23 protein-coding genes are annotated in these 24,813 nt (G+C 48.2%); 7 read left to right on the top strand and 16 right to left on the bottom strand.

Translation table 11 applies throughout. The features are described 5' to 3' along the window. Positions 1-2 precede the first annotated feature (2 nt). The 4 genes from ACN0UN_RS09800 to ACN0UN_RS09785 form a co-directional block, all read right to left on the bottom strand. Complete coding sequence (locus tag ACN0UN_RS09800) at positions 3-575, bottom strand: hypothetical protein (RefSeq protein WP_417659818.1); 573 nt, start codon at positions 573-575, stop codon at positions 3-5. After that, complete coding sequence (locus ACN0UN_RS09795) at positions 572-1,114, bottom strand: RNA polymerase sigma factor (protein WP_417659817.1); 543 nt, start codon at positions 1,112-1,114, stop codon at positions 572-574. The genes ACN0UN_RS09800 and ACN0UN_RS09795 overlap by 4 nt, the downstream gene beginning before the upstream one ends. Before the next feature lie 115 nt (positions 1,115-1,229). Beyond that, positions 1,230-2,498: an inorganic phosphate transporter gene (locus tag ACN0UN_RS09790; RefSeq protein WP_417659816.1), complete on the bottom strand. Its 1,269-nt coding sequence runs from the start codon at positions 2,496-2,498 to the stop codon at positions 1,230-1,232. Positions 2,499-2,513: 15 nt separating this feature from the next. Then, on the bottom strand, positions 2,514-3,194 hold the full coding sequence (locus ACN0UN_RS09785; RefSeq protein ID WP_417659815.1) for a TIGR00153 family protein: 681 nt from the start codon (positions 3,192-3,194) through the stop codon (positions 2,514-2,516). 170 nt (positions 3,195-3,364) lie between these two features. On the opposite strand from ACN0UN_RS09785, the gene ACN0UN_RS09780 reads away from it, so the two are divergent. Continuing rightward, positions 3,365-4,108, top strand: coding sequence for a TerC family protein (locus ACN0UN_RS09780; RefSeq protein WP_417659814.1), 744 nt, complete (start codon positions 3,365-3,367; stop codon positions 4,106-4,108). A gap of 31 nt (positions 4,109-4,139) precedes the next feature. On the opposite strand, the gene ACN0UN_RS09775 is transcribed toward ACN0UN_RS09780, so the two are convergent. The 8 genes from ACN0UN_RS09775 to ACN0UN_RS09740 all read right to left on the bottom strand — a co-directional run bounded on the left by ACN0UN_RS09775 (position 4,140) and on the right by ACN0UN_RS09740 (position 14,599). Continuing rightward, positions 4,140-4,934 carry a DUF481 domain-containing protein gene (locus ACN0UN_RS09775; protein WP_417659813.1) on the bottom strand — a complete coding sequence of 265 codons (795 nt, stop codon included), beginning with the start codon at positions 4,932-4,934 and terminating at the stop codon, positions 4,140-4,142. A gap of 89 nt (positions 4,935-5,023) precedes the next feature. After that, positions 5,024-6,088, bottom strand: coding sequence for a class II fructose-bisphosphate aldolase (gene fba / locus ACN0UN_RS09770; protein ID WP_417659812.1), 1,065 nt, complete (start codon positions 6,086-6,088; stop codon positions 5,024-5,026). 37 nt (positions 6,089-6,125) lie between these two features. Continuing rightward, positions 6,126-7,310 (bottom strand): phosphoglycerate kinase, encoded by a 1,185-nt coding sequence (locus tag ACN0UN_RS09765; RefSeq protein WP_417659811.1) that lies wholly within the window; start codon positions 7,308-7,310, stop codon positions 6,126-6,128. 27 nt (positions 7,311-7,337) lie between these two features. Beyond that, the gene (gene epd / locus ACN0UN_RS09760; protein ID WP_417659810.1) at positions 7,338-8,360 is read right to left on the bottom strand and encodes an erythrose-4-phosphate dehydrogenase; all 1,023 of its coding nucleotides are present in this window, start codon (positions 8,358-8,360) and stop codon (positions 7,338-7,340) included. Continuing rightward, entirely contained in the window at positions 8,357-10,369 is a 2,013-nt protein-coding gene (gene tkt / locus ACN0UN_RS09755) for a transketolase (RefSeq protein WP_417659809.1), read from the bottom strand. Before tkt ends, epd begins: the two co-directional genes overlap by 4 nt. 79 nt (positions 10,370-10,448) lie before the next feature. Next, on the bottom strand, positions 10,449-11,597 hold the full coding sequence (gene metK / locus ACN0UN_RS09750) for a methionine adenosyltransferase (protein WP_417659808.1): 1,149 nt from the start codon (positions 11,595-11,597) through the stop codon (positions 10,449-10,451). Positions 11,598-11,691: 94 nt separating this feature from the next. Continuing rightward, positions 11,692-12,747, bottom strand: coding sequence for an NAD(P)-dependent alcohol dehydrogenase (locus ACN0UN_RS09745; RefSeq protein ID WP_417659807.1), 1,056 nt, complete (start codon positions 12,745-12,747; stop codon positions 11,692-11,694). Positions 12,748-12,757: 10 nt separating this feature from the next. Beyond that, complete coding sequence (locus ACN0UN_RS09740) at positions 12,758-14,599, bottom strand: M1 family metallopeptidase (protein WP_417659806.1); 1,842 nt, start codon at positions 14,597-14,599, stop codon at positions 12,758-12,760. Between the two features lie 140 nt (positions 14,600-14,739). Between ACN0UN_RS09740 and ACN0UN_RS09735 the strand changes: the two genes are divergently transcribed. Genes ACN0UN_RS09735 through ruvX form a run of 4 tightly spaced genes read left to right on the top strand, consistent with a single transcriptional unit; the run spans position 14,740 to position 17,453 of the window. Continuing rightward, positions 14,740-15,477 carry a 16S rRNA (uracil(1498)-N(3))-methyltransferase gene (locus ACN0UN_RS09735; RefSeq protein ID WP_417659805.1) on the top strand — a complete coding sequence of 246 codons (738 nt, stop codon included), beginning with the start codon at positions 14,740-14,742 and terminating at the stop codon, positions 15,475-15,477. A gap of 9 nt (positions 15,478-15,486) precedes the next feature. Next, positions 15,487-16,434, top strand: a complete 948-nt coding sequence (gene gshB / locus ACN0UN_RS09730) for a glutathione synthase (RefSeq protein ID WP_417659804.1) — start codon at positions 15,487-15,489, stop codon at positions 16,432-16,434. A 42-nt stretch (positions 16,435-16,476) separates the two neighbouring features. Beyond that, positions 16,477-17,043 carry a YqgE/AlgH family protein gene (locus ACN0UN_RS09725; RefSeq protein WP_339879575.1) on the top strand — a complete coding sequence of 189 codons (567 nt, stop codon included), beginning with the start codon at positions 16,477-16,479 and terminating at the stop codon, positions 17,041-17,043. After that, complete coding sequence (gene ruvX, locus ACN0UN_RS09720) at positions 17,040-17,453, top strand: Holliday junction resolvase RuvX (protein WP_339879572.1); 414 nt, start codon at positions 17,040-17,042, stop codon at positions 17,451-17,453. Before ACN0UN_RS09725 ends, ruvX begins: the two co-directional genes overlap by 4 nt. Here ruvX and ACN0UN_RS09715 read toward each other — a convergent pair whose 3' ends face one another. Continuing rightward, positions 17,454-18,839, bottom strand: a complete 1,386-nt coding sequence (locus ACN0UN_RS09715; protein ID WP_417659803.1) for a PhoH family protein — start codon at positions 18,837-18,839, stop codon at positions 17,454-17,456. Between the two features lie 159 nt (positions 18,840-18,998). On the opposite strand from ACN0UN_RS09715, the gene ACN0UN_RS09710 reads away from it, so the two are divergent. Both ACN0UN_RS09710 and ACN0UN_RS09705 read left to right on the top strand, forming a co-directional pair. Then, the gene (locus tag ACN0UN_RS09710; RefSeq protein WP_417659802.1) at positions 18,999-21,677 is read left to right on the top strand and encodes an SNF2-related protein; all 2,679 of its coding nucleotides are present in this window, start codon (positions 18,999-19,001) and stop codon (positions 21,675-21,677) included. Continuing rightward, positions 21,674-22,330, top strand: a complete 657-nt coding sequence (locus ACN0UN_RS09705; RefSeq protein WP_417659801.1) for a pseudouridine synthase — start codon at positions 21,674-21,676, stop codon at positions 22,328-22,330. Before ACN0UN_RS09710 ends, ACN0UN_RS09705 begins: the two co-directional genes overlap by 4 nt. Here ACN0UN_RS09705 and djlA read toward each other — a convergent pair. Genes djlA through ACN0UN_RS09690 form a run of 3 tightly spaced genes read right to left on the bottom strand, consistent with a single transcriptional unit; the run spans position 22,308 to position 24,774 of the window. Continuing rightward, positions 22,308-23,096 (bottom strand): co-chaperone DjlA, encoded by a 789-nt coding sequence (djlA, locus tag ACN0UN_RS09700; protein ID WP_417659800.1) that lies wholly within the window; start codon positions 23,094-23,096, stop codon positions 22,308-22,310. The genes ACN0UN_RS09705 and djlA overlap by 23 nt on opposite strands. Next, positions 23,093-23,770, bottom strand: coding sequence for an N-acetylmuramate alpha-1-phosphate uridylyltransferase MurU (gene murU, locus ACN0UN_RS09695; RefSeq protein ID WP_417659799.1), 678 nt, complete (start codon positions 23,768-23,770; stop codon positions 23,093-23,095). The genes djlA and murU overlap by 4 nt, the downstream gene beginning before the upstream one ends. Then, positions 23,770-24,774, bottom strand: a complete 1,005-nt coding sequence (locus ACN0UN_RS09690; protein ID WP_417659798.1) for an aminoglycoside phosphotransferase family protein — start codon at positions 24,772-24,774, stop codon at positions 23,770-23,772. The genes murU and ACN0UN_RS09690 overlap by 1 nt, the downstream gene beginning before the upstream one ends. Positions 24,775-24,813 lie beyond the last annotated feature (39 nt).

Raw genomic sequence — 24,813 nt, 5'->3', positions numbered from 1 at the left:
TTTTATTGATTGGTAGAGACCGCTGGTTGAATCCAGCCGTCCGAAACTTGTTGTAACTGACTGGCAAAGTAATACTGATCGTCCTGACGTTGTTCATTCACATAACGGATCAGTTCAGCCAAATCGCCCTCTCGCTCTTGCCGATTTACAGCAAGCATATAATCTGCAAGTTGCTTGTTCGCTTGCGCCATTTCAGTGCGGAAATCTTCACGAAAATCAGCGCGCAAATTAGAGGCATAATTAGCGAGCGTTATTTGTTGCTGCGCGCCATATTCGTTTAAGCGCTGGGCCACCATAGCTTCGAGTTTCGCTTCATCGGTGCCACCAAACTGCACCGCAAAGCCGTGTTCGGTGCTACTCACCTGAACTTGCCCCAACACCAATACCATGGCAAACAAAGACACCGCTAAAGAACCAACAGGTAGCCAAGGTTTCTGCCACCATGCAGTCTGCTTAGACTGTTCAATATAGCGTGGTCTGAATGTTGACTCCCGTGGCCACTCAGGCACTGACTCTTCATTGAGCTGGGTTGCCGTATCGGCTAACCAAGTTTCAAAGTCTTGTGGTTTACTCATACAACCTCCACCCATTCTTGTAACTTTGTGATCGCGCCATATAGTCGAGATTTTACCGTGCTAAGCGGCACATCGAGCTGCTTAGCTATGTCACCCAGTTGCAAGTGCTGAAAAAATTTAAGCTCAACAACCAGGCGCTGTTCCACAGGTAATTTTTGCATGGCTTTGAACAGTTGTTGCCCACGCTGCTGCCCCGCATAAACTTGCTCCGGATTGTGCCAGGCGTCCTCGCTAATCTGCTCGTCAACATCGGAGTCATCACTAATAACTTTGCGACGACGAAAATGTTCAATACAGCGATGATGTGCAATGGTCATCATCCAATTTTTAAATGAGCTCTCGCCGCGCCAACTTTCTAAATTTCGAAACACCGAAATAAATACTTCCTGCATCAAGTCCAGAGCATCGTCGCGGTTACCAACCATACGCAACGCATAGTTATATACCAGCCGCTCATAGCGACTTATTAGCTGCAGCCAAGCTTGTTTATTGTTATCCAGCGCTTTTTTTATAAGACGCTCATCAGATGGTGCAAACACGATTATGGATATCCTTTATTATGGTTACAGCTATAGTCGTACCGCCGTATAAAAAAGTTTTATCACAGGCAAAAAAAAAGAGCACCGAAGTGCTCTTTTTATTTTCATCACATCATCACGCGCCAAATGCGGCTTTAATGATGAAGTAAAAGATAATCGACATGATTGCGCCAGCTGGCAGCGTTACAACCCAAGAGACCACGATGTTACGAACAACACCAAGATTCAAAGCTGCAATGCCGCGCGCCATACCAACACCCAACACAGCACCTACCAAGGTTTGCGTGGTTGAGATAGGTAAGCCAGTACCCGATGCGATAACAACTGTGGTTGCCGCTGCAAGTTCTGCAGCAAAACCGCGGCTAGGTGTTAAGTGAGTGATACCTTTACCAATGGTCGCGATAACGCGGCGACCTAACATCGCCAAGCCAGCCACAATACCTAAGGCACCTACCGGAAGCACCCACCACGCCAGTGCGGCTTTAGACGAAATCTCACCACCACTTTGTACAATGCTAACGACCGCAGCTAAAGGCCCAATCGCGTTCGCAACATCGTTAGAGCCGTGAGCAAATGCCATGGCACAAGCCGTTACGATCATCAGTACGGCAAACACTTTTTCTACGTTGGTGTAGTGCATGTTCTTATCTGCCGCCGGGTCAAACTTAAGGCGTGAAATAAGAATTTTACCAAGAATACCCACAGCAATGGCGATACCAATAGCGAGTGAATACCCCTCAAAACTAGTTAACTCAATACCAACGTGTTTTAAGCCCTTTTTGATGGTAACCAGCGAAATCATGAAGCCGGTCATCGCCATGTAAAATGGGACGTAACGTTTTGCCATATTGAGCGGATTATCACTGTCAAATATCAACTTCTGCGCACTAAGGAATATAAAGTACGCAATCAAACCGGCTATCATCGGCGTAATAACCCAGCTACCAATAATGCCGAGTACTGAGCCCCAGTTGACCGAGTCGACACCAACGCCAACCGCAGAGAAACCAACAATCGCACCTATAATTGAGTGCGTAGTTGAAACCGGCCAGCCTGCCCATGAGGCAAGTAATAGCCAGGTACCCGCAGCCAGCAGTGAGCCAATCATACCGAAGACAAGAAGTTCCGGTGAATCGACAAAATACGCTGAGTCGATAATGCCCTTACGGATAGTTGAAGTTACTTCGCCACCGGCTAAGTACGCACCGGCGAATTCGAAAATCATTGCTACGATGATGGCTTGCTTGATGGTCAGTGCTTTTGAGCCAACCGATGTTCCCATTGCATTGGCAACATCGTTGGCACCAATGCCCCAGGCCATAAAAAAGCCAAAAGCAGCGGCCAGCACGATCAAGGTCATGCTATATGTGCTAATAATATCCATTAAATCTACCCCGACTTAGACACGTGCAAGCATGAGTTCAAAACGTGCACCCACGCGCTCGGCTAGGTCTGCGAGATCACCGACCCAATCCAGAATTTGATATAAGAACATTGCGTCAAGCGGATTCATATCCTGCTCAAGCGCACGCAGTTGACGGCGCAACTTCACCTGCAACGCATCTGTATCCTGTTCGATTTCATCGAGTTCTGAAATCATCTTATCAACAAGATTACGCTCGCGACCTTTAAAGCCCACTTCAAGCAAGTCATCAAACTCACCGATGGTTTCTTTTGCTTTATCAGTTGCGTCAAGGCAACGCGACAAATAGGCGTCAAACCCTTCAATCATGGAAGCAGGTATCTGCATTTCACGACCTGTCATCAGGCCAGAAATGTCTTTTGCTTTATTTGCAATGCGGTCCTGTTGTGATACCAGTTCGAGCAGGTCAGTTCGCTCCACCGGCATAAATAAACCACCAGGAAGGTTTAGACGGATATCACGTTTGAGATCGTCAGCGGCTTTCTCTTTTTTGACGATTTCTTTGCGGTGAATTTCTGCTTCTCCCCAATTTCCATCATAAACAGCTTGGAAAAATGGTTTCAGCGTCATAGCGCAATCATGCACTTGATCGATATGCTCAATCATCGGCTTGATTGGCGACTTGGCAAATACACCAAGAAACGAATTTGCAGACATAAAAGTTCGCCTTTGTTGCTGCGGAAATAAGTGTTATGTAAACCTGTACTCAGGTGCGCGAATACTAACGAAGAACGAAACGTCGCGCAAAGACTAATTTAACAGTTGTGGTTAACCAGTAACCTAATTATTGTAGTTTACTAAATTATTGTTCGTAAGAGGGATGCACAATGTTCGAATGGATTATGATGCCAGAAGCTTGGCTAGCGCTGCTTACACTTACCTTGCTGGAAATCGTGCTGGGTATCGATAACATTATTTTCATCTCGATATTAGTCGGTCGACTGCCCGAGGCTCAGCGCCAAAAAGCGCGACAAGTTGGCCTAATGCTAGCTATGGGAATGCGTATTGGGCTGCTATTGGCAATTGTTTGGGTGATGGGGCTCACCAAACCGCTGTTCGCCATTTTCGCGCTCGAATTCTCTGGGCGTGATTTAATTCTGCTTGCTGGTGGTTTGTTTCTACTCGCAAAGAGCACCCTTGAAATACACCATGCCCTTGAAGGTACGGAAGAACAGAAAAAAGGCACTAAGGCGGCTACCTTTGGCGGCATCATTACGCAAATAGCTGTTATTGATATTGTATTTTCACTGGACTCGGTGATTACTGCGGTGGGATTAGTTGATCATGTCAGTGTCATGATTATTGCAGTGATTGTTGCGGTATTAGTGATGTTGTTTGCGGCTAAGTCGATTGGCGATTTTGTTGATGCGCATCCAACCATTAAAATGCTCGCTTTAAGCTTCTTAATTCTGATTGGTTTCACGCTTATTGGCGAAGGTTTAGGCTTCCATGTACCAAAAGGCTACGTTTACTTTGCGATGGCATTTAGCTTAGGGGTGGAGTTGTTAAATCTGAAGATTCGCAAGCGCCGCGAACCTGTGCATTTGAAAAAACGCTTAGGCGACGGATAAGATTCCGCCGCCTAGCTGCGTTATTCAATGATTAAAACGAATAAACCAGTGTTACTGCAGTTTCGGTATCGAGCTTCTCTTTACTTGTGTCTTCTAAGTACGAGTTGTGCGTACCGGCTACTGAGAATTTAAGAGCCAACGAACTGTTTACGTTTGCCGACACCGAAACTTCAGCACGAGTTTTGGTGTTATCTTCACCAACCTCGGTAGAAGCCAATGCATTAAACTTGGAGTTTTTAGTTATATCCCACACCAAGTTACCGGCTAAACGCATAATTGCGCTGCTTTCTTGCACTTGAGCAACACCGTCAACAATAGGTTTATTCACTGAGTAACCAGGACCTATCTCGTAGTCGGTATAGAGCGTCTCGCTATAACGATAGCGTGCACCGTAACCAACCGCGACAGTACCTTGATATTCGTAACCACTAAACTGGTCTTCTTCGTAAGAACCGAAGACAAATACCGATGAACGGCTTTCAGGGCTAAACTTGTAGTTACTCTGCGCTGACAAGAAAGTTTTATCGCCGGTAAGAATAGTATCCCCAGTCGCTTGGTCTTGTTGTTCAGAGCGGTAGTAATCAATCACACCTTTGTGACGCCAATTTTCCACGTCACGGGCGAGGTTCAGTTTTGCTTTAAACGTTTCTGTTTCAGTGTTACCGGAGGTAAAAAGAAGACCAAGTTCCGCACTTGCATCCCACTCCGTTTTTTTCTCTGTATCCAGGTCACTTGCATCGTCGTACATAAAGATACTAGCTGACGCAGGTACAGTCACGAATGTTAGTACGGCTGCCAAGGCCATAAATGTAGTTGTTAAGCGCACGCGAATCCCCCACTCCTTTTTAAAACCAAAATTTCTTGCGAAGCCTTGTTGTTATTATACAGACTAAGGCCCCGCGAGCTAAAGGGCTGTTACTTCACTTTAGCGTCTAATTCGCCCCGTTCATAGCGCATGAACATTTCTTCGAGCGAAAGCGCTTTAATTTTGCTTGCTTGACCGGCACATCCAAATGCTTCATAACGCGCCTTACAGATTTCATACATAGCATCCGTTGACGCTTTGAAATATTTACGCGGATCGAAGTTACTGGTGTTTTGCGCCAAGTGGCGACGAATCGCGCCCGTTGATGCTAACCGTAGATCGGTATCAATGTTTACCTTACGCACGCCGTGTTTAATGCCTTCAGCAATTTGCTCAACTGGCACGCCATAGGTTTCTGGAATTTCACCACCAAATTCATTAATTACTTTCAGCCATTCTTGCGGCACAGATGACGAACCGTGCATAACAAGGTGCGTGGTAGGAATCCGCTTGTGAATCTCTTTAATGCGATCAATCGCTAAGATATCGCCAGTGGGTGGACGCGAAAACTTGTAAGCGCCGTGTGAGGTACCACAAGCAATTGCCAAAGCATCAACATTGGTCGCACGCACAAATTGTGCAGCTTCTTCAGGGTCTGTGAGTAACTGGTCGTGGGTTAACTTGCCTTCAGCACCAACGCCGTCTTCTTCACCTGCTTCACCAGTTTCTAATGAGCCGAGTACACCGAGTTCACCTTCAACCGATACGCCACACGCATGTGCCATAGCGACTGTCTGCTGGGTCACTTTTACGTTGTAATCGTAATCAGCCGGGGTTTTACCATCTTCACGTAACGAACCATCCATCATTACTGAGCTAAAGCCCAATTGAATTGAACGTTGGCAGACAGCAGGCGATGTACCGTGGTCTTGATGCATAACCACAGGAATATGCGGCCACTCTTCAATTGCTGCTAAAATCAAATGACGCAAGAATGGTGCGCCAGCGTAGCTACGTGCGCCTGCTGAGGCTTGCACAATCACTGGGCTGTCCATTTCATCTGCGGCTTCCATAATCGCGCGCATTTGTTCTAAGTTGTTCACATTAAAGGCGGGAACGCCGTAATTATTTTCAGCTGCGTGATCAAGCAACTGACGTAATGAAATTAGTGCCATGAATAAATTCTCCTAATGTCCTATTGGGTTTGGCCGGTTAGCCATTTAACGCGCGTTCTTCCAGAATCGCGACTGCTGGTAATTTTTTGCCTTCTAAAAACTCTAAGAAAGCGCCGCCGCCCGTTGAGATATAGCTGATTTTATCAGCGATACCATACTTATCAATCGCGGCAAGTGTATCGCCGCCACCGGCGATAGAAAATGCTGAACTCGTTGCAATAGCATGCGCCAGCGTTTTTGTGCCTTCGCCAAACTGGTCGAACTCAAACACCCCAACCGGTCCGTTCCAAACAATAGTGCCAGCTTGTTCCAAAATTTTAGCAAAGGCAGCAGCCGTATCTGGACCGATATCAAAAACCATATCGTCATCAGCAATGGTTGCAACTGATTTCGTTTCGGCCTGCGCCTGTGCGCTGAACTCTTTCCCTGTTACCACGTCTGACGGCAACGGAATATCGCCACCTTTGGCTTGAGCGGCGGCAACGAGACGTTTCGCCTCGTCAACAAGGTCTTCTTCGTACAATGATTTGCCGACATTGTAGCCCGCTGCGGCGATAAACGTATTCGCAATACCACCACCTACGATGAGTTGGTCTACAACATTCGACAAGGATTCGAGCACGGTAAGCTTAGTCGATACCTTCGACCCCCCGACAATAGCAACCAGCGGCCGCGCCGGATTGGCTAACGCTTTACCGAGTGCTTCGAGTTCTGCAGCCAATAGAGGCCCCGCGCAAGCAACATCTGCATACTTGGCCACGCCATGCGTTGATGCCTGAGCCCGGTGCGCCGTGCCAAATGCATCCATGACGAATACATCGCATAAAGCCGCAAGCTGCTGTGCCAGTTCATCATCATTTTTCTTCTCGCCTTTATTAAAGCGAATGTTTTCAAACACCACAACTTCTCGGTTATTGACGTCAACACCGTCAAGATAGTCACGCGCCAAACGAACTGGCACTGACAATGCTTGGTTAAGATAATCAACCACGGGTTGCAGCGAAAGCTCTTCATCAAAAACGCCTTCTACCGGGCGCCCTAAATGTGACATCACCATAACCTTCGCGCCAGCTTCAATTGCAGCTTCGATGGTTGGTATCGCGGCTCGTAAACGCGCATCTGATGTCACTTTGCCGTCTTTAATCGGTACATTTAAATCTTCGCGAATCAGAACTCGTAATCCCTTGAGATCTAAATCGGACATGGTAATTACTGATGACATAACTGTGCCTCATTAATAAATTTCATTTTACTGCGCCAACATCACCTGGGCAGTGTCTAACATTCGGTTTGCAAAGCCCCATTCGTTATCGCACCAACACAGCACTTTAATTAAGCGCTTATCAGCAACACGGGTTTGCGTGCCATCGACAATGCTTGAACGCGGATCATGATTAAAATCAATCGACACCAGCGGCTCATCGACAAAGCCGAGGATTTTTGCCAAAGGCCCGCGAGCGGCATCAGAAAGAACTTCATTGACGCGGCTGACGGTAACAGCGGTATTGACCGTCACGCTTAAGTCCATTGCCGTCACATTGGTGGTCGGAACACGCACTTGAATGGCTTCAAAACGCCCCGCAAATTTAGGTAGAATTCGCTCTATGCCGCGCGCTAAACGCGTATCCACCGGAATAATTGAGCGCCCCGCTGCGCGTGCCAAGCGCAAATCAGTATGGTATGCATCAATAACTTGCTGATCATGCATCGCTGCATGAATCGTTGTTATCGCCCCACTATCAATACCGAATGCTTCGTCTAAAACTTTAATGACTGGGATAATACAATTCGTTGTGCACGAACCATTCGATACCCAGCGGTGATCCCGCGTGATATCGTCACTGTTCACACCATAAATGGCGGTAAAATCTAAATCGGCGCTGCCTGGTTGCGAAAATAAAACCTGTTTAATGCCAATTTTGTCGTACGCCGCGCCATGCTCACGAGTTCCATGAACACCCGTACAGTCCAGGACTAAATCAACGCCGAGTTCGCGCCATTCCAGGTTTTCAATTTCGCTATTTGCTGACACCACGATAGAATCACCAGCTACCTGTAACTGCCGTTCATTCAACACCACTACGGGACTTTGAAAGCGCCCGTGGCTGGTGTCGTATTTGAGCAAGTGCGCCATTGATTCAACCGGTGCAAGTTCATTAATTGCAACCACTTCCAAATGATGTCGGTAGCCGCGTTCGTAGAGCGCCCGCAAAACACTGCGACCGATACGGCCGAATCCATTTATAGCGATGCGTGCGGGCTTGGTGCTCATGCGTTTAATAATTCCTTTGCGGTTGCCACAACATTTTCCAGGGTAAATCCAAAGTGCTTAAACAATTCACCGGCAGGCGCTGACTCGCCAAAGCTTGTCATACCAATAATACGGCCTTGTAAACCGACATATTTAAACCAGTAATCTGCAATACCGGCTTCAATAGCGATGCGATTCGTTTGAGTGCTTGGTAATACCTGCTCACGATAGGCCTTATCTTGCTGATCAAATACATCTGTTGCTGGCATAGACACAACACGAACCTGATGGCCTTCAGCCTGTAAAGTTTTTGCTGCGCTTACTGCCAAAGCAACTTCAGAGCCTGTCGCAATCAGGATTAAATCGGGGGTGCCATTGCTATCAAGCAACACGTAGCCACCACGCTCAATATTGGCAACCTGATCATGACTACGTTCTTGTTGTGCTAGATTTTGACGGCTAAAAACCAACGAGGTTGGCCCGTCTTTGCGCAACAATGCGTACTTCCATGCCACCGCTGACTCAACCTGATCACATGGGCGCCATGTGCTCATATTTGGTGTCATCCGCAAACTCGCAATTTGCTCTACCGGTTGATGCGTTGGACCATCTTCGCCCAAACCAATCGAGTCATGGGTATATACAAAAATACTTGGCTGCTTCATAAGTGCGGCCATACGAACCGCATTGCGTGCATACTCCATGAACATTAAAAAGGTTGCGCCGTAAGGTGTAAAACCACCATGCAACGCAATGCCGTTCATGATTGCTGACATCGCAAACTCACGTACACCATAAAAAACATAATTACCGCTGGCGTCAGTTTTAGTAATGCCTTTAGAGCCGCTCCAGATGGTTAAATTGGAGCCTGCCAAATCGGCAGAGCCACCCAACAACTCCGGTAATAACGGGCCATAGGTATTTAAAGCATTTTGTGACGCTTTACGGCTAGCAATATCGGCTGGTTCAGATTGCAATTTGGCAATATACGCATCGGCTTGTGTGGCAAAATCTGCTGGCAAATCGCCCTCTAACCGACGTTTAAGCTCTGCCGCAAGTTCTGGGTAAGCTTGCGCGTAGTCATGAAAGCGTTTATTCCAGGCTGCTTCGGCTTGCGCACCTTGCTGCTTGGCTGACCATGCTTCATAAACGTCCGCTGGAATCTCAAACGGTCCGTGCTCCCAGCCTAACTGTGCACGTGCTGCAACAACTTCATCAGCACCTAATGGTGAGCCATGGCAACTTTCAGAGCCTTGTTTATTCGGTGCGCCAAAACCGATAATGGTTTTACAAATAATCAGGGTCGGTTTGTCTGACTGCGCACGCGCAGCTTCAACAGCCGCTTTAATCGCATCAGCATCATGCCCGTCGACATCAGCAATTACATGCCAGTTATAGGCTTCAAAACGCTTCTGCGTATCATCGGTGAACCAGCCTTCAACTTCGCCATCAATTGAAATGCCGTTGTCGTCATAAAATGCGATGAGCTTACCCAGCCCTAGCGTGCCAGCTAGTGAGCAGGCTTCATGCGAAATACCTTCCATTAAACACCCATCGCCTAAAAACGTGTAGGTGTAATGATCAATAATGTCATGTGCGGGTTTATTAAATTGTGCTGCGAGTACTTTCTCAGCAAGCGCCATTCCTACCGCATTGGTTACGCCTTGCCCGAGTGGACCAGTCGTTGTTTCGATACCCGGCGCATACCCATGTTCTGGGTGTCCAGGAGTTTTGGAATGCAGCTGACGGAAATTCTTTATTTCATTAATATCGAGGTTATAACCGGTGAGGTGCAACAGCGAATAAATCAGCATTGAACCGTGTCCGTTTGATAAAACAAAACGATCACGGTTAGCCCAGTCAGGATTTGCAGGGTTGTGATTCAGATAGTCACGCCACAGAACTTCGGCAATATCAGCCATGCCCATTGGCGCTCCTGGATGGCCAGAGTTAGCCTTTTGAACCGCATCCATGCTGAGTGCACGAATGGCATTGGCGAGATATTTTCGCTCCGATACTGCTGCTGTCATAACAAACCCCGAATTTTAGCGTGTGGAAAAATGCACAAATGGTGCGCGTATTCTCCACATTTCGGGGCTTTGACGCAAATTAGATATCAGCGCGAAGTGCTTCTACCTTGTCTGTTTTTTCCCATGGGAACTCAATACGGCCGAAGTGGCCATAAGCTGCTGTCGCTTGATAAATAGGGTGCTCAAGGTCAAGCATTTGAATTAAGCCATAAGGTCGCAAGTCGAAATGCTTACGTACCAGCGCAATCAGTTTTTCTTCGCTGTGCGGGCTCGTACCGAACGTTTCGATGCTAATCGAGGTTGGTTCGGCAACACCAATCGCATAAGAAATTTGCAGTTCAACGCGGTCGGCTAAACCTGCTGCAACCAAGTTTTTCGCTACATAGCGCGCTGCATACGCTGCACTGCGGTCAACTTTGGAAGGGTCTTTACCTGAGAACGCACCACCACCGTGACGCGCCATACCACCGTATGTATCGACAATAATTTTGCGACCAGTTAAACCACAGTCACCCATTGGCCCACCAATAACGAACTTCCCGGTTGGGTTAATAAAAATGCGTTCTTGATGTTTCGGGAACCAAGCTTCCGGCAGAACCGGCTTAATGATGGTTTCAATCACGGCTTCACGGAGATCTTTTTGGCTAATATCCTGATGATGCTGCGTTGACAAAACTACCGCATCAATACCTACCGGCCGGCCATCTTCATAAATAAAGGTTAATTGTGATTTAGCGTCAGGGCGTAACCATGGCAGGGTACCATTTTTACGTACTTCAGCCTGACGTTGCACCAAACGATGCGCATAAGTAATTGGCGCAGGCATTAACACATCTGTTTCGTTTGATGCGTAACCAAACATAAGGCCTTGATCACCAGCGCCCTGCTCTTCTGGGCTGGCACGATCAACACCCTGATTAATATCAGGTGATTGCTTACCAATGGCATTGAGTACAGCACATGAATCAGCATCAAAACCCATATCGGAATGAACGTAACCAATGTTACGTACGGTATTGCGCGTGATTTCTTCGATATCGACCCATGCATTGGTGTTTATTTCACCACCAACGAGCACCATGCCCGTTTTTACATAGGTTTCACAGGCAACCCGAGCACGCGGATCCTGCTTGAGAATTGCGTCGAGTACCGCGTCTGAAATTTGATCGGCGATTTTATCTGGATGCCCTTCTGATACTGACTCAGAAGTAAATAAATGCTGTGCCATGCTTTGCAATCTCTAGTCAAAGTTAGGAATAAAAAAGTGGGCGTAGTTTAACTGAACCATGCCCACTTTTCTACATTTAGACGTCTAAAAGTCTTTATTTCTGTTTTAGTGTTGCCATATCAATCACAAAGCGATATTTCACGTCGCTTTTCAACATACGTTCATAGGCTTCATTGATTTCGTCCATGGCAATCATCTCGATATCTGAGGTGATACCGTGCTCGGCACAGAAGTCGAGCATTTCTTGTGTTTCAGCAATACCGCCAATTAACGAGCCTGCCAAGCTGCGGCGTTTGGCGATTAAATTAAACACTGCTGGTGACGGGTGCGACTCAGCCGGAACGCCAACTAAGGTCATGGTGCCGTCAAGACGCAGCAAGGTTAAGTAAGCATCCAAGTCATGCGGTGCAGCAACCGTGTTTAAAATGAAATCAAGGCTATTGCGCCATGCTTTCATTTGCTCTTCGTCTTTGGAGATCACCACGTGATCAGCACCTAAGCGCTTCGCATCGTCGACTTTGTTCGGAGAGGTAGTAAATAGAACCACTTCGGCGCCCATCGCTTTTGCGATTTTAACCGCCATATGGCCTAAACCACCGAGACCAACCACCCCAACTTTATGCCCTTTGGTAACGCCCCAATGGCGCAGTGGCGAATAAGTGGTGATGCCAGCACACAGCAATGGTGCAACACCGGCCAAGTCCAATTTGTCAGAAACTTTCAATACGAAGTCTTGCGCAACCGTGATGCGGTTTGAGTAGCCACCAAAGGTAACGCCACCCATGTGCTTGTCTTCGCCATTGTAGGTACCGACAAACCCGTTATCACAATACTGTTCGTAACCGTCTTCACAATTTGCACAGGTACGGCATGAGTCCACCATGCAACCCACGCCGACGGTATCACCAACTTTATATTTACTGACTTTGTTACCGACGCGGGTCACTTTACCGACAATTTCGTGGCCAGGTACGCACGGGAAAACGGTACCGCCCCATTCATTTCGGGCTTGGTGCAGGTCTGAGTGACACACACCACAGTAGGCGATTTCAATTTCGACATCGTCAGCGGTTGGATCGCGGCGCTCGAATTCAAAATACTCGAGTGCTTGGTCGGCTGCTTGGGCAGCAAATCCGATTGCTTTTGGCATGTCTTACTCCTTAGTTTTTGTCGTACAACAAAGCCTCATTGACCGTTTGAGTAAGCGGGTGATACCCCGGTTTAGCCTGCTCGTAAACTTCTCGAGCCCATTTCAGGTTATCCGGTGTTTTCGCTAACTCTCGGTACAGCGGGCTTACCAACTTATTGCGACCAATAGTTAGCAAGTAACTACGTAAACGCTCTCGCGCTGGTTCATATTTTTTCACAATAGATAACTTCAGCCAGGCGTGCGCAATTTCACTATTTTGAATCTCGGTAAGATTAAACTCGCGATCCAACCGCGCCATATTTTCTGAAGATATATCGAGTGGTAGGTTATTAATGAAGTGCAACCATTCGTGCGTTGTCCACTGCTCGGTTTGTAACTGACCGCCTTTCAGCCAGCGTTGCATCTGTTTTTCTACATTTGCAAAAGCATCCGATTTCGGTTGCGGAGCATCCGCAGGCAGGCCAGGCTCGTGCAGCCATTCATTCACTTTGCTGGTGCTTACCGCGTCCGGATTTTTAGCCAAGAGCTCACGCTGCAAATAGGTTTTAAATTGCGCGGTTGAAATACTTTGGAAAGCGAAATCATCAAAATATTTACGCAAGAATTTGTCAAACGTTTCGCGCCCGAACTTTTCTTCCAGGTACACTAGAAATAGCTGACCTTTTACGTAAGGGACTTGCGAGAAAACATCGTCTGGATGGCGTGTTCCCAAGTCGATATTCAACACCGTGTCCTTGGGCTCAAGGCGCTCCATATTAGCCAAGAGATCCTGATAACCGAGCGCAAGCTCCATTTGTGCGCGTCGTTTGCCAAACAGTGATTCCATGATGCGGTTTTCAACGTAACTGGTGAAGCCTTCATTAATCCATAGATCGCGCCAGCTTGCGTTCGTCACCAAATTACCTGACCAAGAATGAGCCAATTCATGGGCAATTAAATTTATTAAGCTGCGATCGCCTGACACCACCGTGGGCGTTATAAACGACAAGCGTGGGTTTTCCATGCCACCAAACGGAAAGCTCGGCGGTAGAATCAACAAATCATAGCGGTCCCAACGGTATGGACCGTACATTGCCTCGGTCGCTTCAATCATTGCTGGCGTATCTGCAAACTCCCACGCAGCGTCATCAAGAATGTACTGCTCAGCGAATACTGCAACATTGTCGCTGATAGACTTCACGGCTAAATCGCCAGCAGCAATGGCTATCAGATAGGGCGGTATGGGCTGTGGCATGGCGAAGTGATATTCACCGCCGCGCTCTTCACTCAGGCTATTGTTGGCACTCATGACTGCAAGCAGTCCCTTTGGTGTCGTTACCGTCGCGTCGTAAGTTAACCGAAGTGCTGGTGAGTCCTGAATCGGTATCCAGCTGCGCGCATGGATTGGCTGCGACTGACTAAACATAAATGGGTGCTTTTTACCGGCAGTTTGTGCGGGCGTCAGCCATTGCAAGCCACTTGCGGTAGGAATGGTTTCATAATGAATACGAACCTTGTCGGCAATACTACCAATATCAACTATCAGCTCTTGGCCTAAACTTGGATGAATGTCACCTAACGTAAATTTGGTTGGCAGCCATTGATCATTCACACGTATTTCGGTGCGCTTAATCACGAGTTCACTGCTGTCTAAATAAATTTGATTGGTGTCATCATGCCGTTGCAAGGTATATGTGGCATGTCCCTTTAACTTGCGTGCTTCGAAGTCAACGGTTAAAACTAGATTCAGATGCGGCGTCGACACTTGGTCCAAACGCGCATAACTATGCACATCCTCAGCCTGCACCGCGCTGCCGAAAAGTAACGCAGCCATACTAAAACACCAAACAACTAAAGCTCGCGAGAGATGCATTTATTTTTCTCCTTAATGATCACGCTGCAGCCATGATCGGTCGGATATCTGACAAAATCAAATCTTTTCAAGCTGCCAAAGATTTCAACGCGGTGTTAAGATGTCCGCATATGCTTTATTGACGAAAGGTTTAACACGGCATGCGCATTCCTCGCATTTATGAGCCAAGCTCAAGCACTTGGGCTGTGGGCAGCACGGTGACACTCTCTGAAGATGCAGCCAACCACGTTGGTCGAGTATTAAGGATGTCAGTTGGGCAATCCCTAGAGCTGTTTAATGGTGATGGCAACAATTATCAGGCAACGATTACTGAGGTTCACAAGCGCTCTGTGACAGTCTCTTTGGCGTCAGCAGCACCCAATACCTCAGAATCATTTGTGCATGTGCATCTCGCGCAGGGCATATCGCGCGGCGATAGAATGGACTTTGTGCTACAAAAGTCCGTTGAACTTGGAGTAACCGAAATTACACCTTTGTTCACCGAGCGTTGCGGCGTTAAGTTAACTGGCGAGCGCTTAGCAAAGAAACAACAACAATGGCAAAAAATAGTTATTGCCGCGTGTGAACAAAGTGGCCGCAGTTACGTACCTAAAGTGCATGCGCCAATAACGTTTCAGCAGTGGTTAACACAATTGCCCGAAGGCATGCGACTAACCCTAGACCCCTATGCCGCAAAACCATTGCGAGAACTTGCGGTCGAACCTAAACAGCTTACGTTATTAATTGGCCCTGAAGGCGGCCTAACCGACCTTGAGGTGCAAAGCGCCAGCGACCATGACTTTTTACCGGTCCGCCTCGGCCCTCGAATTTTGCGCACTGAAACCGCCGCGTTAACGGCGCTTAGCGTAATACAATATCAATTTGGCGATCTTGCCTAAGGACATTTAATGAAACTTGCGATGATCATGGACCCAATTGAGTCGGTCAAAACATACAAAGACACCAGTTTTCGTCTATTGCTTGAGGCTCAAGCACGAAATTACGAACTCTATTATTTGACCATGGATGACCTCTCTATTGCGGCGAGTGAACCAATGGGTCGAGCACGTAGCGTTAAAGTGGTCGATCAGCCAACTGACTTTTATACGCTGGGCGAGCCAACCGAAATGAACCTGGGCAGTTTTGACGTCATTTTAATGCGTAAAGACCCACCCTTTGATACCGAGTTCGTTTACGCCACATATATATTGGAATTGGCTGAGCGCCGCGGAGCGCTTGTGGTAAACCGCCCGCAAAGCCTTCGTGATTGCAACGAAAAGCTCTTTACTGCTTGGTTCCCCGAACTAACGCCACCCACTATCGTGACTCGTCGTGCGGAGCAAATCCGTGCATTTCATCAGGAACACCGTGACATTATTCTAAAACCCTTGGATGGCATGGGTGGCGCGTCAATTTTCCGCGTTCGTGAAGATGGCACAAACTTAGGTGTCATCATCGAAACGCTCACCAATCACGGGCACCGATTTGCAATGGTTCAGCGCTATTTGCCTGAAATTAGCGACGGTGACAAACGCATCTTGATCATTGATGGTGAGCCTATGCCTTATGCGCTAGCGCGGGTTCCTTCGGCTGGCGAAACACGTGGTAATTTAGCGGCAGGCGGTAGTGGACGCCCCCAACCATTGAGCGATAGCGATTGGGAATTAGCACGAAAAGTTGGCCCTGAATTAAAACGCCGCGGGCTTACTATTGTCGGCCTGGATGTAATTGGTGACCGCGTGACTGAAATAAATGTCACCAGCCCCACTTGCATGCGCGAAATTGAATCCGCATATGATATCAATATAGCCGCGAAAGTATTTGAAGCTATCGAGCGGCAGTTGGGTTTGTGCTAACGGGGTAAAAACCGGCGTTTTCTCATTGGAGTTGTAAGAGTTATGGAAACATTAAATAGCCTACAGAATCATTTCTTGATTGCCATGCCCAGCATGGACGATCCGTATTTTGCACGCACGGTCACGTATATTTGTGAGCACAATGCGGAAGGGGCTATGGGGTTAATTATCAATCAACCGGTGGAATTGAGCGTTGAAGATTTACTTGAGAAGCTGGAAATTATCGTACCCGATAATTCAGTTGGCCTTGATGGCCCAGTCTACTCGGGCGGTCCTTTGGCGCGTGATCGTGGCTTTGTTTTGCATTCAACCGACCATACTTGGCGCAGCTCGGTGCAGCTCAGCGATGACATTGTCATCACCACGTCAAAAGATATTTTGGAAGCCATGGGCAAAGGAAACTTGCCAGATGACTACCTGCTGACATTAGGCTACGCTGGCTGGGAAGCGGGCCAACTTGAACGCGAACTGGCAGAAAATAGTTGGTTAACCATTCCAGCGGATAGTGACATTTTATTTCATACCCCAAGCAAAGAGCGTTGGCAGCGCGCTGTCAAAAAGCTCGGCATTCAAACTTGGCAGCTTGGCCCAGACGTGGGACACGCATGAGCCAGGTTATTGGATTTGATTTTGGTACACATAGCATTGGCGTCGCGGTCGGACAAACAGTTACTGGTACCGCTTCGCCGCTAACCGCACTTAAAGCAAAAGACGGTCAACCCAATTGGGATGCAGTTGCGAAGTTACTCGCCGATTGGCAGCCGGAACTGCTGGTGGTTGGTTTGCCACTGAATATGGATGGCACGGAGCAACCGCTGACTGATCTCGCCCGCAAATTCGCAAATCGGCTGCATGGCCGATTTGGGATTAAAGTGGCATTACAAGATGAGCGTTTAACAACCGTTGCGGCAAAAGAAGATTTGTTTGGCCGCGGCGGCTATAAACAATTGCAAAAAGGCAAAGTTGATAGTGCCGCGGCTCAATTAATACTCGAAGACTTTTTGAGTCAAAACTCTTAGTTAAAGGTTCTCTTCTGCGTACTGCGCCAATGAACTGCGCACCACCCCATTTAAGTTAACCGTTGCACTGCCGGGATAATCTTTAAAGCGCTCCACAATATAGGTTAACCCCGAAGTCACCGCGGTAAGGTAGTAGCTGTCGATTTGCGCCAAGTTACCCGAACAAATAATTTTGGTTCCGGTACCACAGCGGGTAATGATTGTTTTCAATTGCGATGCGGTTAAGTTTTGCGATTCGTCCAAAATTACAATCGCATTTTGGATACTACGCCCGCGCATGAAGTTGAGTGACTTAAATTGGATATTTGCCTTATTCATAATGTAGTTCAGGCTTGATTCCATACTCTCATCTTGTTTGTGCAGTACTTCTAACGAATCGGTAATGGCCGCTAACCAAGGCGCCATTTTTTCTTCTTCGGTACCCGGTAAATAACCAATAGACTCGGCAATTTCCGGCGTATTACGCGTGACAATAATCTTTTCATAAATGCCCTGCTCAATAACGAGCTCCAGCGCTGAGGCAAGCGCCAGCAACGTTTTGCCGCTGCCTGCTGGCCCAGTGAGAATGACCAGATCGATGCTCGGATCCAACAAGGCATTCATTGCCATAGCCTGATAGATATTTTTAGGGTGAATGCCCCAAGCTCGGTAACTCATCATGCGTTCGAAACCAATATCATGCAGCCGAATATTTTTATTGTCGTAGCCGACAACCTTTGCGGCAAAGTGCTCGGTACCATCAATAATGTATTGGTTACGGAACACTGTTGGCAGCACATCGCGCGCGACCTCGTGAAAAGTTTCCCGGCCCTCTTGAACGCTGGTAACGTCACCAACGTGCGCCCAAAAATCCCCTTCAACTTCAACAAAACCTTTGGATAAAAAGCGAATATCATCGATAAGTTGGTCGGTTCGATAATCTTCAACGCACTTAACCCCAGCCCCTTTTGCCTTCAAACGCATGTTGATGTCTTTGGTCACTAACACCACTTTCGTGGACTTGTGTTTGCGCTGCAGCTCCAGTGCTGTTTGAATTATCCGATGATCATTTTCAGACAAGTTTAGCGCTGCATCCTGTTGTTTCAGTTGATAATCAGGGTAAATCGCTAAAGCACCTTCGGCGTGATGCGCACCTTCCATATTACTCAGCGGCACGCCTTCAAGAATTTGCTCTGGTGTTGCGTCCTTCAACGCATTTTCGAGTGATCGAATCGCTACCCGCGCCTCACGGCTTACGTCTTTATGGCGATCTTTAATATTGTCCAGCTCCTCTAGGACAACCATGGGTATCACAACATTGTGTTCATCGAAGTTTAAAAAAGCGAGGGGTTCATGCAGCAGGATATTAGTATCAAGTAGATAAAACTTTGGAACGGTTTCGGACATGTTGTACCTCAAGCTACGTTGGTATTTTAATGATTTTGATAACGTGCCATTCATTTCTAAGACTAGCCTAACTTTCGTGAAAATGGTGTGAATATTCAAATAAATTTCGCTACCATGTGCGCCCTTATTATCGACTATGCTGTTAAAGGTCTTATTTGAATGGTAGCGAACACAACGTCAATGCAATTTATTCCGGGTCAACGATGGCTCAGTGAAACTGAGATGGAACAGGGACTTGGTATAGTTAGCCAACTGCAAGGACGAATGGTTACTGTATTATTCCCAGTTACTGGTGAATTTCGACAGTATGCGATAGCTGATGCTCCGCTAGCGCGTTACCAATTGTTAGTTGACGAAAAAGGTCAACATGGTGATGGTTGGCACTTCCGCGTCAATCAAGTCGATGAGCACAACGGCGTACTGACTTATCACGGTGTTCGTGACGACTCCGATGAACCGGTTACAGTTCCCGAGGCGCAACTAGCCGCGCAAGTTGCTACCAACCATCCGTTAACACGTATTCAGGCCGGCAAAGTTGATCGCTTAGACATGTATCAACTACGCTTGCAGGCTCACCATCATTTAAGTGCATGGCAAACAAGCCCCGCTGCCGGCTTGATTGGCGCACGCGCAGAATTACTGCCACATCAACTCTATATTGCTGCGACTGTAGCCGATCGCCACCACCCACGGGTGTTATTAGCAGATGAAGTGGGCTTGGGTAAAACCATCGAAGCGGGCTTAATTATGCAGCGCAGGCTACTGACTGGACGCAGCGAGCGCGTTCTTATTGTGGTTCCTGACAGTTTGGCGCATCAATGGTTGGTTGAGTTACTGCGTCGGTTCAATCTTCGTTTTAGTTTGTTTGATACTGAACGCTGCGAACAAGCTGCACTTGACGGTGGTGCAGTATTTGCCAGCGAGCAACTTGTGGTTATTCCTCAGTCGTTATTATCACACCCAATGTGGTCCGCTGAATTACTTGAAGTGGACTGGGACTTATTCATCATTGATGAAGCTCATCAAATTGCGCCTCAGGATCAACGTTTTGCTCTGGTGCAACAATTATGCGAGCAGGTAGCGAGCGTTTTACTGCTTACTGCAACGCCTGAACAAGCAGGCTTGGAAGCTCACTTTGCCCGGCTGCAATTGCTTGACCCCGATCGCTTTGATAGCTTTGAAAAATTCAAATCGGATCAGGCCAATTACAAAGCCTTAGCCCCGCAGGCTGAAGCACTTGCAAACTCCGGTGACAGTGCTGCATTGGATAAGTTATTAGACAGTTATGGCACCGGTCGGGTTATGTTCCGCAATAGCCGCGCTCACATCGGCGGTTTCCCTGAACGCCGCGTGCAAATGACGGAGCTTGAGGCTGGTGATGCATTAACGCGCCGTTTTGCTTGGTTGGTGAATCTGCTGAAAGAAAACAAACAAAACAAGTTTGTTTTAATTTGTCGTAGCGCTGAAATGGTACTCGCATTGCATGAAATGTTACGCATACAACACGGTATTCACGCAGCCGTTTTCCATGAAGGTTTAAGTCTGATTGAGCGGGACCGTGCCGCGGCATTTTTCGCCAGCCCAGAAGACGGTTGCCCATTGTTACTGTGCTCGGAAATTGGCAGTGAGGGGCGCAATTTTCAGTTCGCCCAACATTTGATTTTATTTGATTTGCCGCGCCACCCAGATTTACTTGAGCAGCGTATTGGCCGTCTCGACCGGATTGGTCAGCAAGGTGAAATTACGATTCATGTGCCGGTTGTTGAAGGCACACCTGAGCAAGTTTTATTTGCTTGGTACAACGCGATGAACGCATTTACCCAAACCAACGGCATCGGCGCCAATTTGCATCAACAATTTGCCGAGCAGGTTGACCTGCTTATCGATGAACTCGATACCGGTGACTTTGATTTGGACCAGCTTGAAGATCTTGTCGAAGACACGCAGGAAGCCAGCCAAAGGTTACGGGCTGAGGTTGATGCGGGCCGTGACCGCCTGCAGGAGCTGAATGCTTTTCGTCCACATCAGATTGCACAACTGCTGGAAACCATTACCGAGATTGAACAAGCGAGTGAACTTGAATCCTTTATGGTGTCGTTTTGGGCGCGTTTCGGGATTGAGTTTGACCGCCTCAACGACCACAGTGGTTGGCTGCGCCCGTCAGAACAAATGCGCGTGCCCATGGAAGGCTTGCCCGACGAAGGCATTACCGTCACTTTTTCACGGCAGTATGCACTGACTCACGAAGACGTTGCTTATTTGAGCTGGGATCACCCGCTAGTGCAGCAGGCGTTGGAGTTACTGACCAATGACACCTATGGCAGCACTGCTGTTGGGCTCATGCAGAATCGCGCCCTGCCTGCCGGAGCTTGGTTTATTGAGCTGCACTTCAGTAGTTTTGCCATGGCACCCAAACAACTGGTGATGAGCGAGTTTTATCCACGCCACAGCTTTCGCGTGTTACTTGATAGCAACGGCCGCGACTTAACCGATAAAGTTGCAGCTGGTGTGCTGGATAAGCAACTGCAATTCATTGATAAAAAGCAAGCTCGGCAGTTACTCAAACAACTTCGTAGTGCTTGTCAAAAAGCCATTCAAACCGCTTGGAAACCGGCGGAGCTATGTCAGCAACATCAGCTTGAGCAGGCGCGACACCATGTTAGAGAAGCGATGTCGTCACAGCAACAACGCCTGATCAAGTTACGGGAACGCAACCCAATGGTACGTGACAGCGAAATAGAAGCGGTCGCGTCGCGCCAGCAAGGGCTACTTGAAGCGCTTGAACAACCTGTGCTGCAGCTTGATTCAGTGCGCGTGATAGTGAACATGCCTGCATGACGCTACTTCACTACGCGCCACCTACGCATCCGTTTGTGACGATTGTGCACAGCGATGCGGATTTGGTGGTGGTGAATAAACAAAGCGGACTATTAAGTGTGCCCGGTAAAGCACCAGAGCACCGTGACTCGGTGTGGGCGCGTTTAGAACGCGTGATGCCTAATTTACGGGTGGTGCACCGCCTGGACATGGCCACGTCGGGCTTGATGGTGTTCGCCCGCGACAAGGTAACGCAAGCTGGATTGCAGCGTCAATTTGAGCGGCGCACGGTAACCAAGCGCTATCGTGCTCATGTATGGGGCCATTTACCAGCAAATCGCGGCTTCATTGAATTGGCGGTGCGCTGCGACTGGCCAAATCGTCCACGGCAAATGGTCGATTTACGTCTGGGCAAACCTGCAGTAACGCTTTACCGAGTTATTGCCGAACATGCTGCCGGTGATGTGGTTGAGTTGACGCCATACACCGGCCGCTCACATCAACTGCGGGTGCATATGCAAGCCCTCGGAACTCCGATTCTTGGCGATAAGTTTTACGCCGGAACCGAAGCCTATGCTGCTGCAAACCGGCTGTTACTGCACGCTGAAAAACTCGCTTTTACGCACCCCAAAACTGGCGTTGAGCTTACCTTTAATTGTCCTGCCGACTTTTAATAAGCTCGTACGCGGCCTGAATTTGCTGGGCTTTTGCCTGAGCAGACTCGCGCATTTCAGGCGGTAACCCCTGTGCTGCGAGCTTGTCTGGATGGTGCTTATTCATGAGCTTTCGATACGCCTTTTTCACGTCGGAGAAACTTGCTGAACGGGCAACCCCAAGTACTGCGTATGCATCATCAATTTGACTCGCTGAGGCCTGCGCATTTTGCTGACTTGAGCGACCGCCGCCGCCAAAACGTTGCCCGGCTTGCGCCATTTGCAGCAAAATATCCAGTTGTGCACGACGAAAACCAAGCGCTTGGGTAACTTTCACCAAAACATCGTATTCCGCTTGATCAAGCTGGCCGTCATGCAACGCAACGGTGAGCAATTGTTCGAGGAAAAACTGCAGTAAGTCACGCCGCCACGCAAGTTGCGCACGCAGTTGCTGTACCCGCTGGGTAAGTGGGAAATCAGCTTCTTTACCCTCACGAAAACTTTCTTGCGCTTGCGCGCGAGCGTCTTCAGAAAGTTGCAAATGCGTCATGAGCTGTGTGACGTAATCAATGTCTTGAGTGGTAACGCGCCCTTTGGATTTCGCCAAGTGCCCGAGTACACCAAATAACGTGCTCACGAATTGCTGAGGTTGTTGCGCTGTGCCCTGTTGCATGGCGCGCGTCAACGACTTATCAAACCAATGCCCAATTAAAACACCAAGCAATAACCCAATAAATCGTGCAAATAAAAAACCAAAAAAACCGCCAAGAATCTTACCCCAAATCATGGGTACTCCTGTAATTCTGCTAAACGTTCGGGCGTGCCAACATCTGTCCATGCGGCGTCGATAATTGTTGCTGCTATCTGTTGTTGCTGTGCGCCTTTATCTAAGAATGGGCGTAACCGAACAAACTGCTCACTGCCTGGATTATACATGGAGAACATTTCCGGTGAATACAAGCCCATACCCGTGTATGTGTAACTGGCGCCACCTTCTGCCGCACGCTGCAATAAACCATTGTTCACCGTAAAATCGCCCTGCGGGTTGTGGGGCGGGTTTTTCGTCAACAGAAGGTGAGCTACGTGCCCGCTTGATAACTGTTGCGGCAACTCAGCAAAGTCAAAATCAGTGAATATATCGCCGTTGATGACCCAAAAGGGTTCGGTACCCAGATGAGGTAACGCGCGGATGATACCCCCGGCTGTTTCCAGGCCACCAGACGGTTCCACGGAATACACAATCTTCAAGCCAAAGCGACTTCCGTTCCCGAGTTGTGCTTCGATTTTCTTGCCCAGCCACGCATGATTAATTACAACACACTCGACACCTTGCTTGGCGAGTTGCTCAAGATGGTATTCAATCAGCGCCTTGCCGTTTACTTCCAGCAAAGGTTTTGGTGTGGTGTCGGTCAACGGGCGCATGCGTTCGCCTCGGCCCGCTGCCAATATCATGGCGCGCATCAGATTAGTTCCTGCAGCGCGGGTTGCACCCGCTCGGCCAACCAATGGCGGTAGTCGTTAAACTCCGGATAAAACCCAGCGATGTCGTACAGATAGTCCACTGTGCGCGGTATGTCTTGTAAGTAGCCTGTTTTGCCATCGCGATGATAAAGCCGCGCAAAAATTCCAGCCGCTTTGGTGTGACGCTGCAGACCCATCAAGTCAAACCAGCGTTGCCATTGCTCAGCGGAAACCGCAACGGGAAGTAATTGTTGATGCTGCAATTGATTATACAAATCATGGCTAAGCTGTTGTACCAAATCATGGGGCCAACGCACGTAACAGTCGCGCAGTAAGCTCACCGCGTCATAGGTTATCGGCCCACGCACCGCGTCCTGAAAGTCGATATAAGCTAATTTCTGGTGTGCTTGCACCATAATATTGCGGGCATGGTAATCGCGATGAACGCCAACTTGCGGTTGCTCAAGCGCATTTTTGGTGAGCGTGTCGCAAAAGTTCGCCCACATCTTTTTTTCATCAGAAGAAAGACTCAACCCAAGATGGGAACCAACCAACCAGTCGTGAAATAAATCCAATTCACGCCGTAGCAAGGGCTCATCATAATTGGGTAATGGGCCGAGCTCAGTATTCTGCACACGCATTATCGCGGTTAAATCGGCTAATGCTTGCGCATACCAACCGCTCATTGACACTTCGGTTAGCTCGCTGAGTAACAAGGTTGACCCTAAATCAGACAACAACATGAAGCCTTGCTTTTCGTCGGCCGCAATAACTTCGGGCACGTTTACGCCCTGCTCTGCATAGGCTTGTGCAATCGCAATAAATGGTTGTAACGATTCCTGCGGTGGTGGTGCATCGACAGCAATCAAACTGCGGTGGCCGTCAGAGGTGCGAAAATAGCGACGAAAACTCGCGTCGCCTGATACTGGCTGTAATCGCTGTTGACGGTAACCGGTGACAGCTTCGCACCAGGCTTGTAATTGTATTTCTCGTTGTTCGTTCACATGGCCCTCGTGGCGATTATTTATTCATCAAATCATGCT

This window comes from Pseudidiomarina sp. (assembly GCF_048267825.1).
Taxonomy (GTDB): domain Bacteria; phylum Pseudomonadota; class Gammaproteobacteria; order Enterobacterales; family Alteromonadaceae; genus Pseudidiomarina.
This window is presented reverse-complemented; position numbering and strand designations above follow the sequence as displayed.

Excerpts from the sequence above, each read along its gene's own strand:
- ACN0UN_RS09800 (WP_417659818.1), bottom strand. The coding sequence starts at position 575 with ATGAGTAAACCACAAGACTTTGAAACTTGGTTAGCCGATACGGCAACC.
- ACN0UN_RS09790 (WP_417659816.1), bottom strand. The coding sequence starts at position 2,498 with ATGGATATTATTAGCACATATAGCATGACCTTGATCGTGCTGGCCGCT.
- ACN0UN_RS09785 (WP_417659815.1), bottom strand. The coding sequence starts at position 3,194 with ATGTCTGCAAATTCGTTTCTTGGTGTATTTGCCAAGTCGCCAATCAAG.
- ACN0UN_RS09780 (WP_417659814.1), top strand. The coding sequence starts at position 3,365 with ATGTTCGAATGGATTATGATGCCAGAAGCTTGGCTAGCGCTGCTTACA.
- fba (WP_417659812.1), bottom strand. The coding sequence starts at position 6,088 with ATGGCACTAATTTCATTACGTCAGTTGCTTGATCACGCAGCTGAAAAT.
- ACN0UN_RS09765 (WP_417659811.1), bottom strand. The coding sequence starts at position 7,310 with ATGTCATCAGTAATTACCATGTCCGATTTAGATCTCAAGGGATTACGA.
- epd (WP_417659810.1), bottom strand. The coding sequence starts at position 8,360 with ATGAGCACCAAGCCCGCACGCATCGCTATAAATGGATTCGGCCGTATC.
- tkt (WP_417659809.1), bottom strand. The coding sequence starts at position 10,369 with ATGACAGCAGCAGTATCGGAGCGAAAATATCTCGCCAATGCCATTCGT.
- metK (WP_417659808.1), bottom strand. The coding sequence starts at position 11,597 with ATGGCACAGCATTTATTTACTTCTGAGTCAGTATCAGAAGGGCATCCA.
- ACN0UN_RS09745 (WP_417659807.1), bottom strand. The coding sequence starts at position 12,747 with ATGCCAAAAGCAATCGGATTTGCTGCCCAAGCAGCCGACCAAGCACTC.
- ACN0UN_RS09740 (WP_417659806.1), bottom strand. The coding sequence starts at position 14,599 with ATGCATCTCTCGCGAGCTTTAGTTGTTTGGTGTTTTAGTATGGCTGCG.
- ACN0UN_RS09735 (WP_417659805.1), top strand. The coding sequence starts at position 14,740 with ATGCGCATTCCTCGCATTTATGAGCCAAGCTCAAGCACTTGGGCTGTG.
- gshB (WP_417659804.1), top strand. The coding sequence starts at position 15,487 with ATGAAACTTGCGATGATCATGGACCCAATTGAGTCGGTCAAAACATAC.
- ACN0UN_RS09725 (WP_339879575.1), top strand. The coding sequence starts at position 16,477 with ATGGAAACATTAAATAGCCTACAGAATCATTTCTTGATTGCCATGCCC.
- ruvX (WP_339879572.1), top strand. The coding sequence starts at position 17,040 with ATGAGCCAGGTTATTGGATTTGATTTTGGTACACATAGCATTGGCGTC.
- ACN0UN_RS09715 (WP_417659803.1), bottom strand. The coding sequence starts at position 18,839 with ATGTCCGAAACCGTTCCAAAGTTTTATCTACTTGATACTAATATCCTG.
- ACN0UN_RS09710 (WP_417659802.1), top strand. The coding sequence starts at position 18,999 with ATGGTAGCGAACACAACGTCAATGCAATTTATTCCGGGTCAACGATGG.
- ACN0UN_RS09705 (WP_417659801.1), top strand. The coding sequence starts at position 21,674 with ATGACGCTACTTCACTACGCGCCACCTACGCATCCGTTTGTGACGATT.
- djlA (WP_417659800.1), bottom strand. The coding sequence starts at position 23,096 with ATGATTTGGGGTAAGATTCTTGGCGGTTTTTTTGGTTTTTTATTTGCA.
- murU (WP_417659799.1), bottom strand. The coding sequence starts at position 23,770 with ATGCGCGCCATGATATTGGCAGCGGGCCGAGGCGAACGCATGCGCCCG.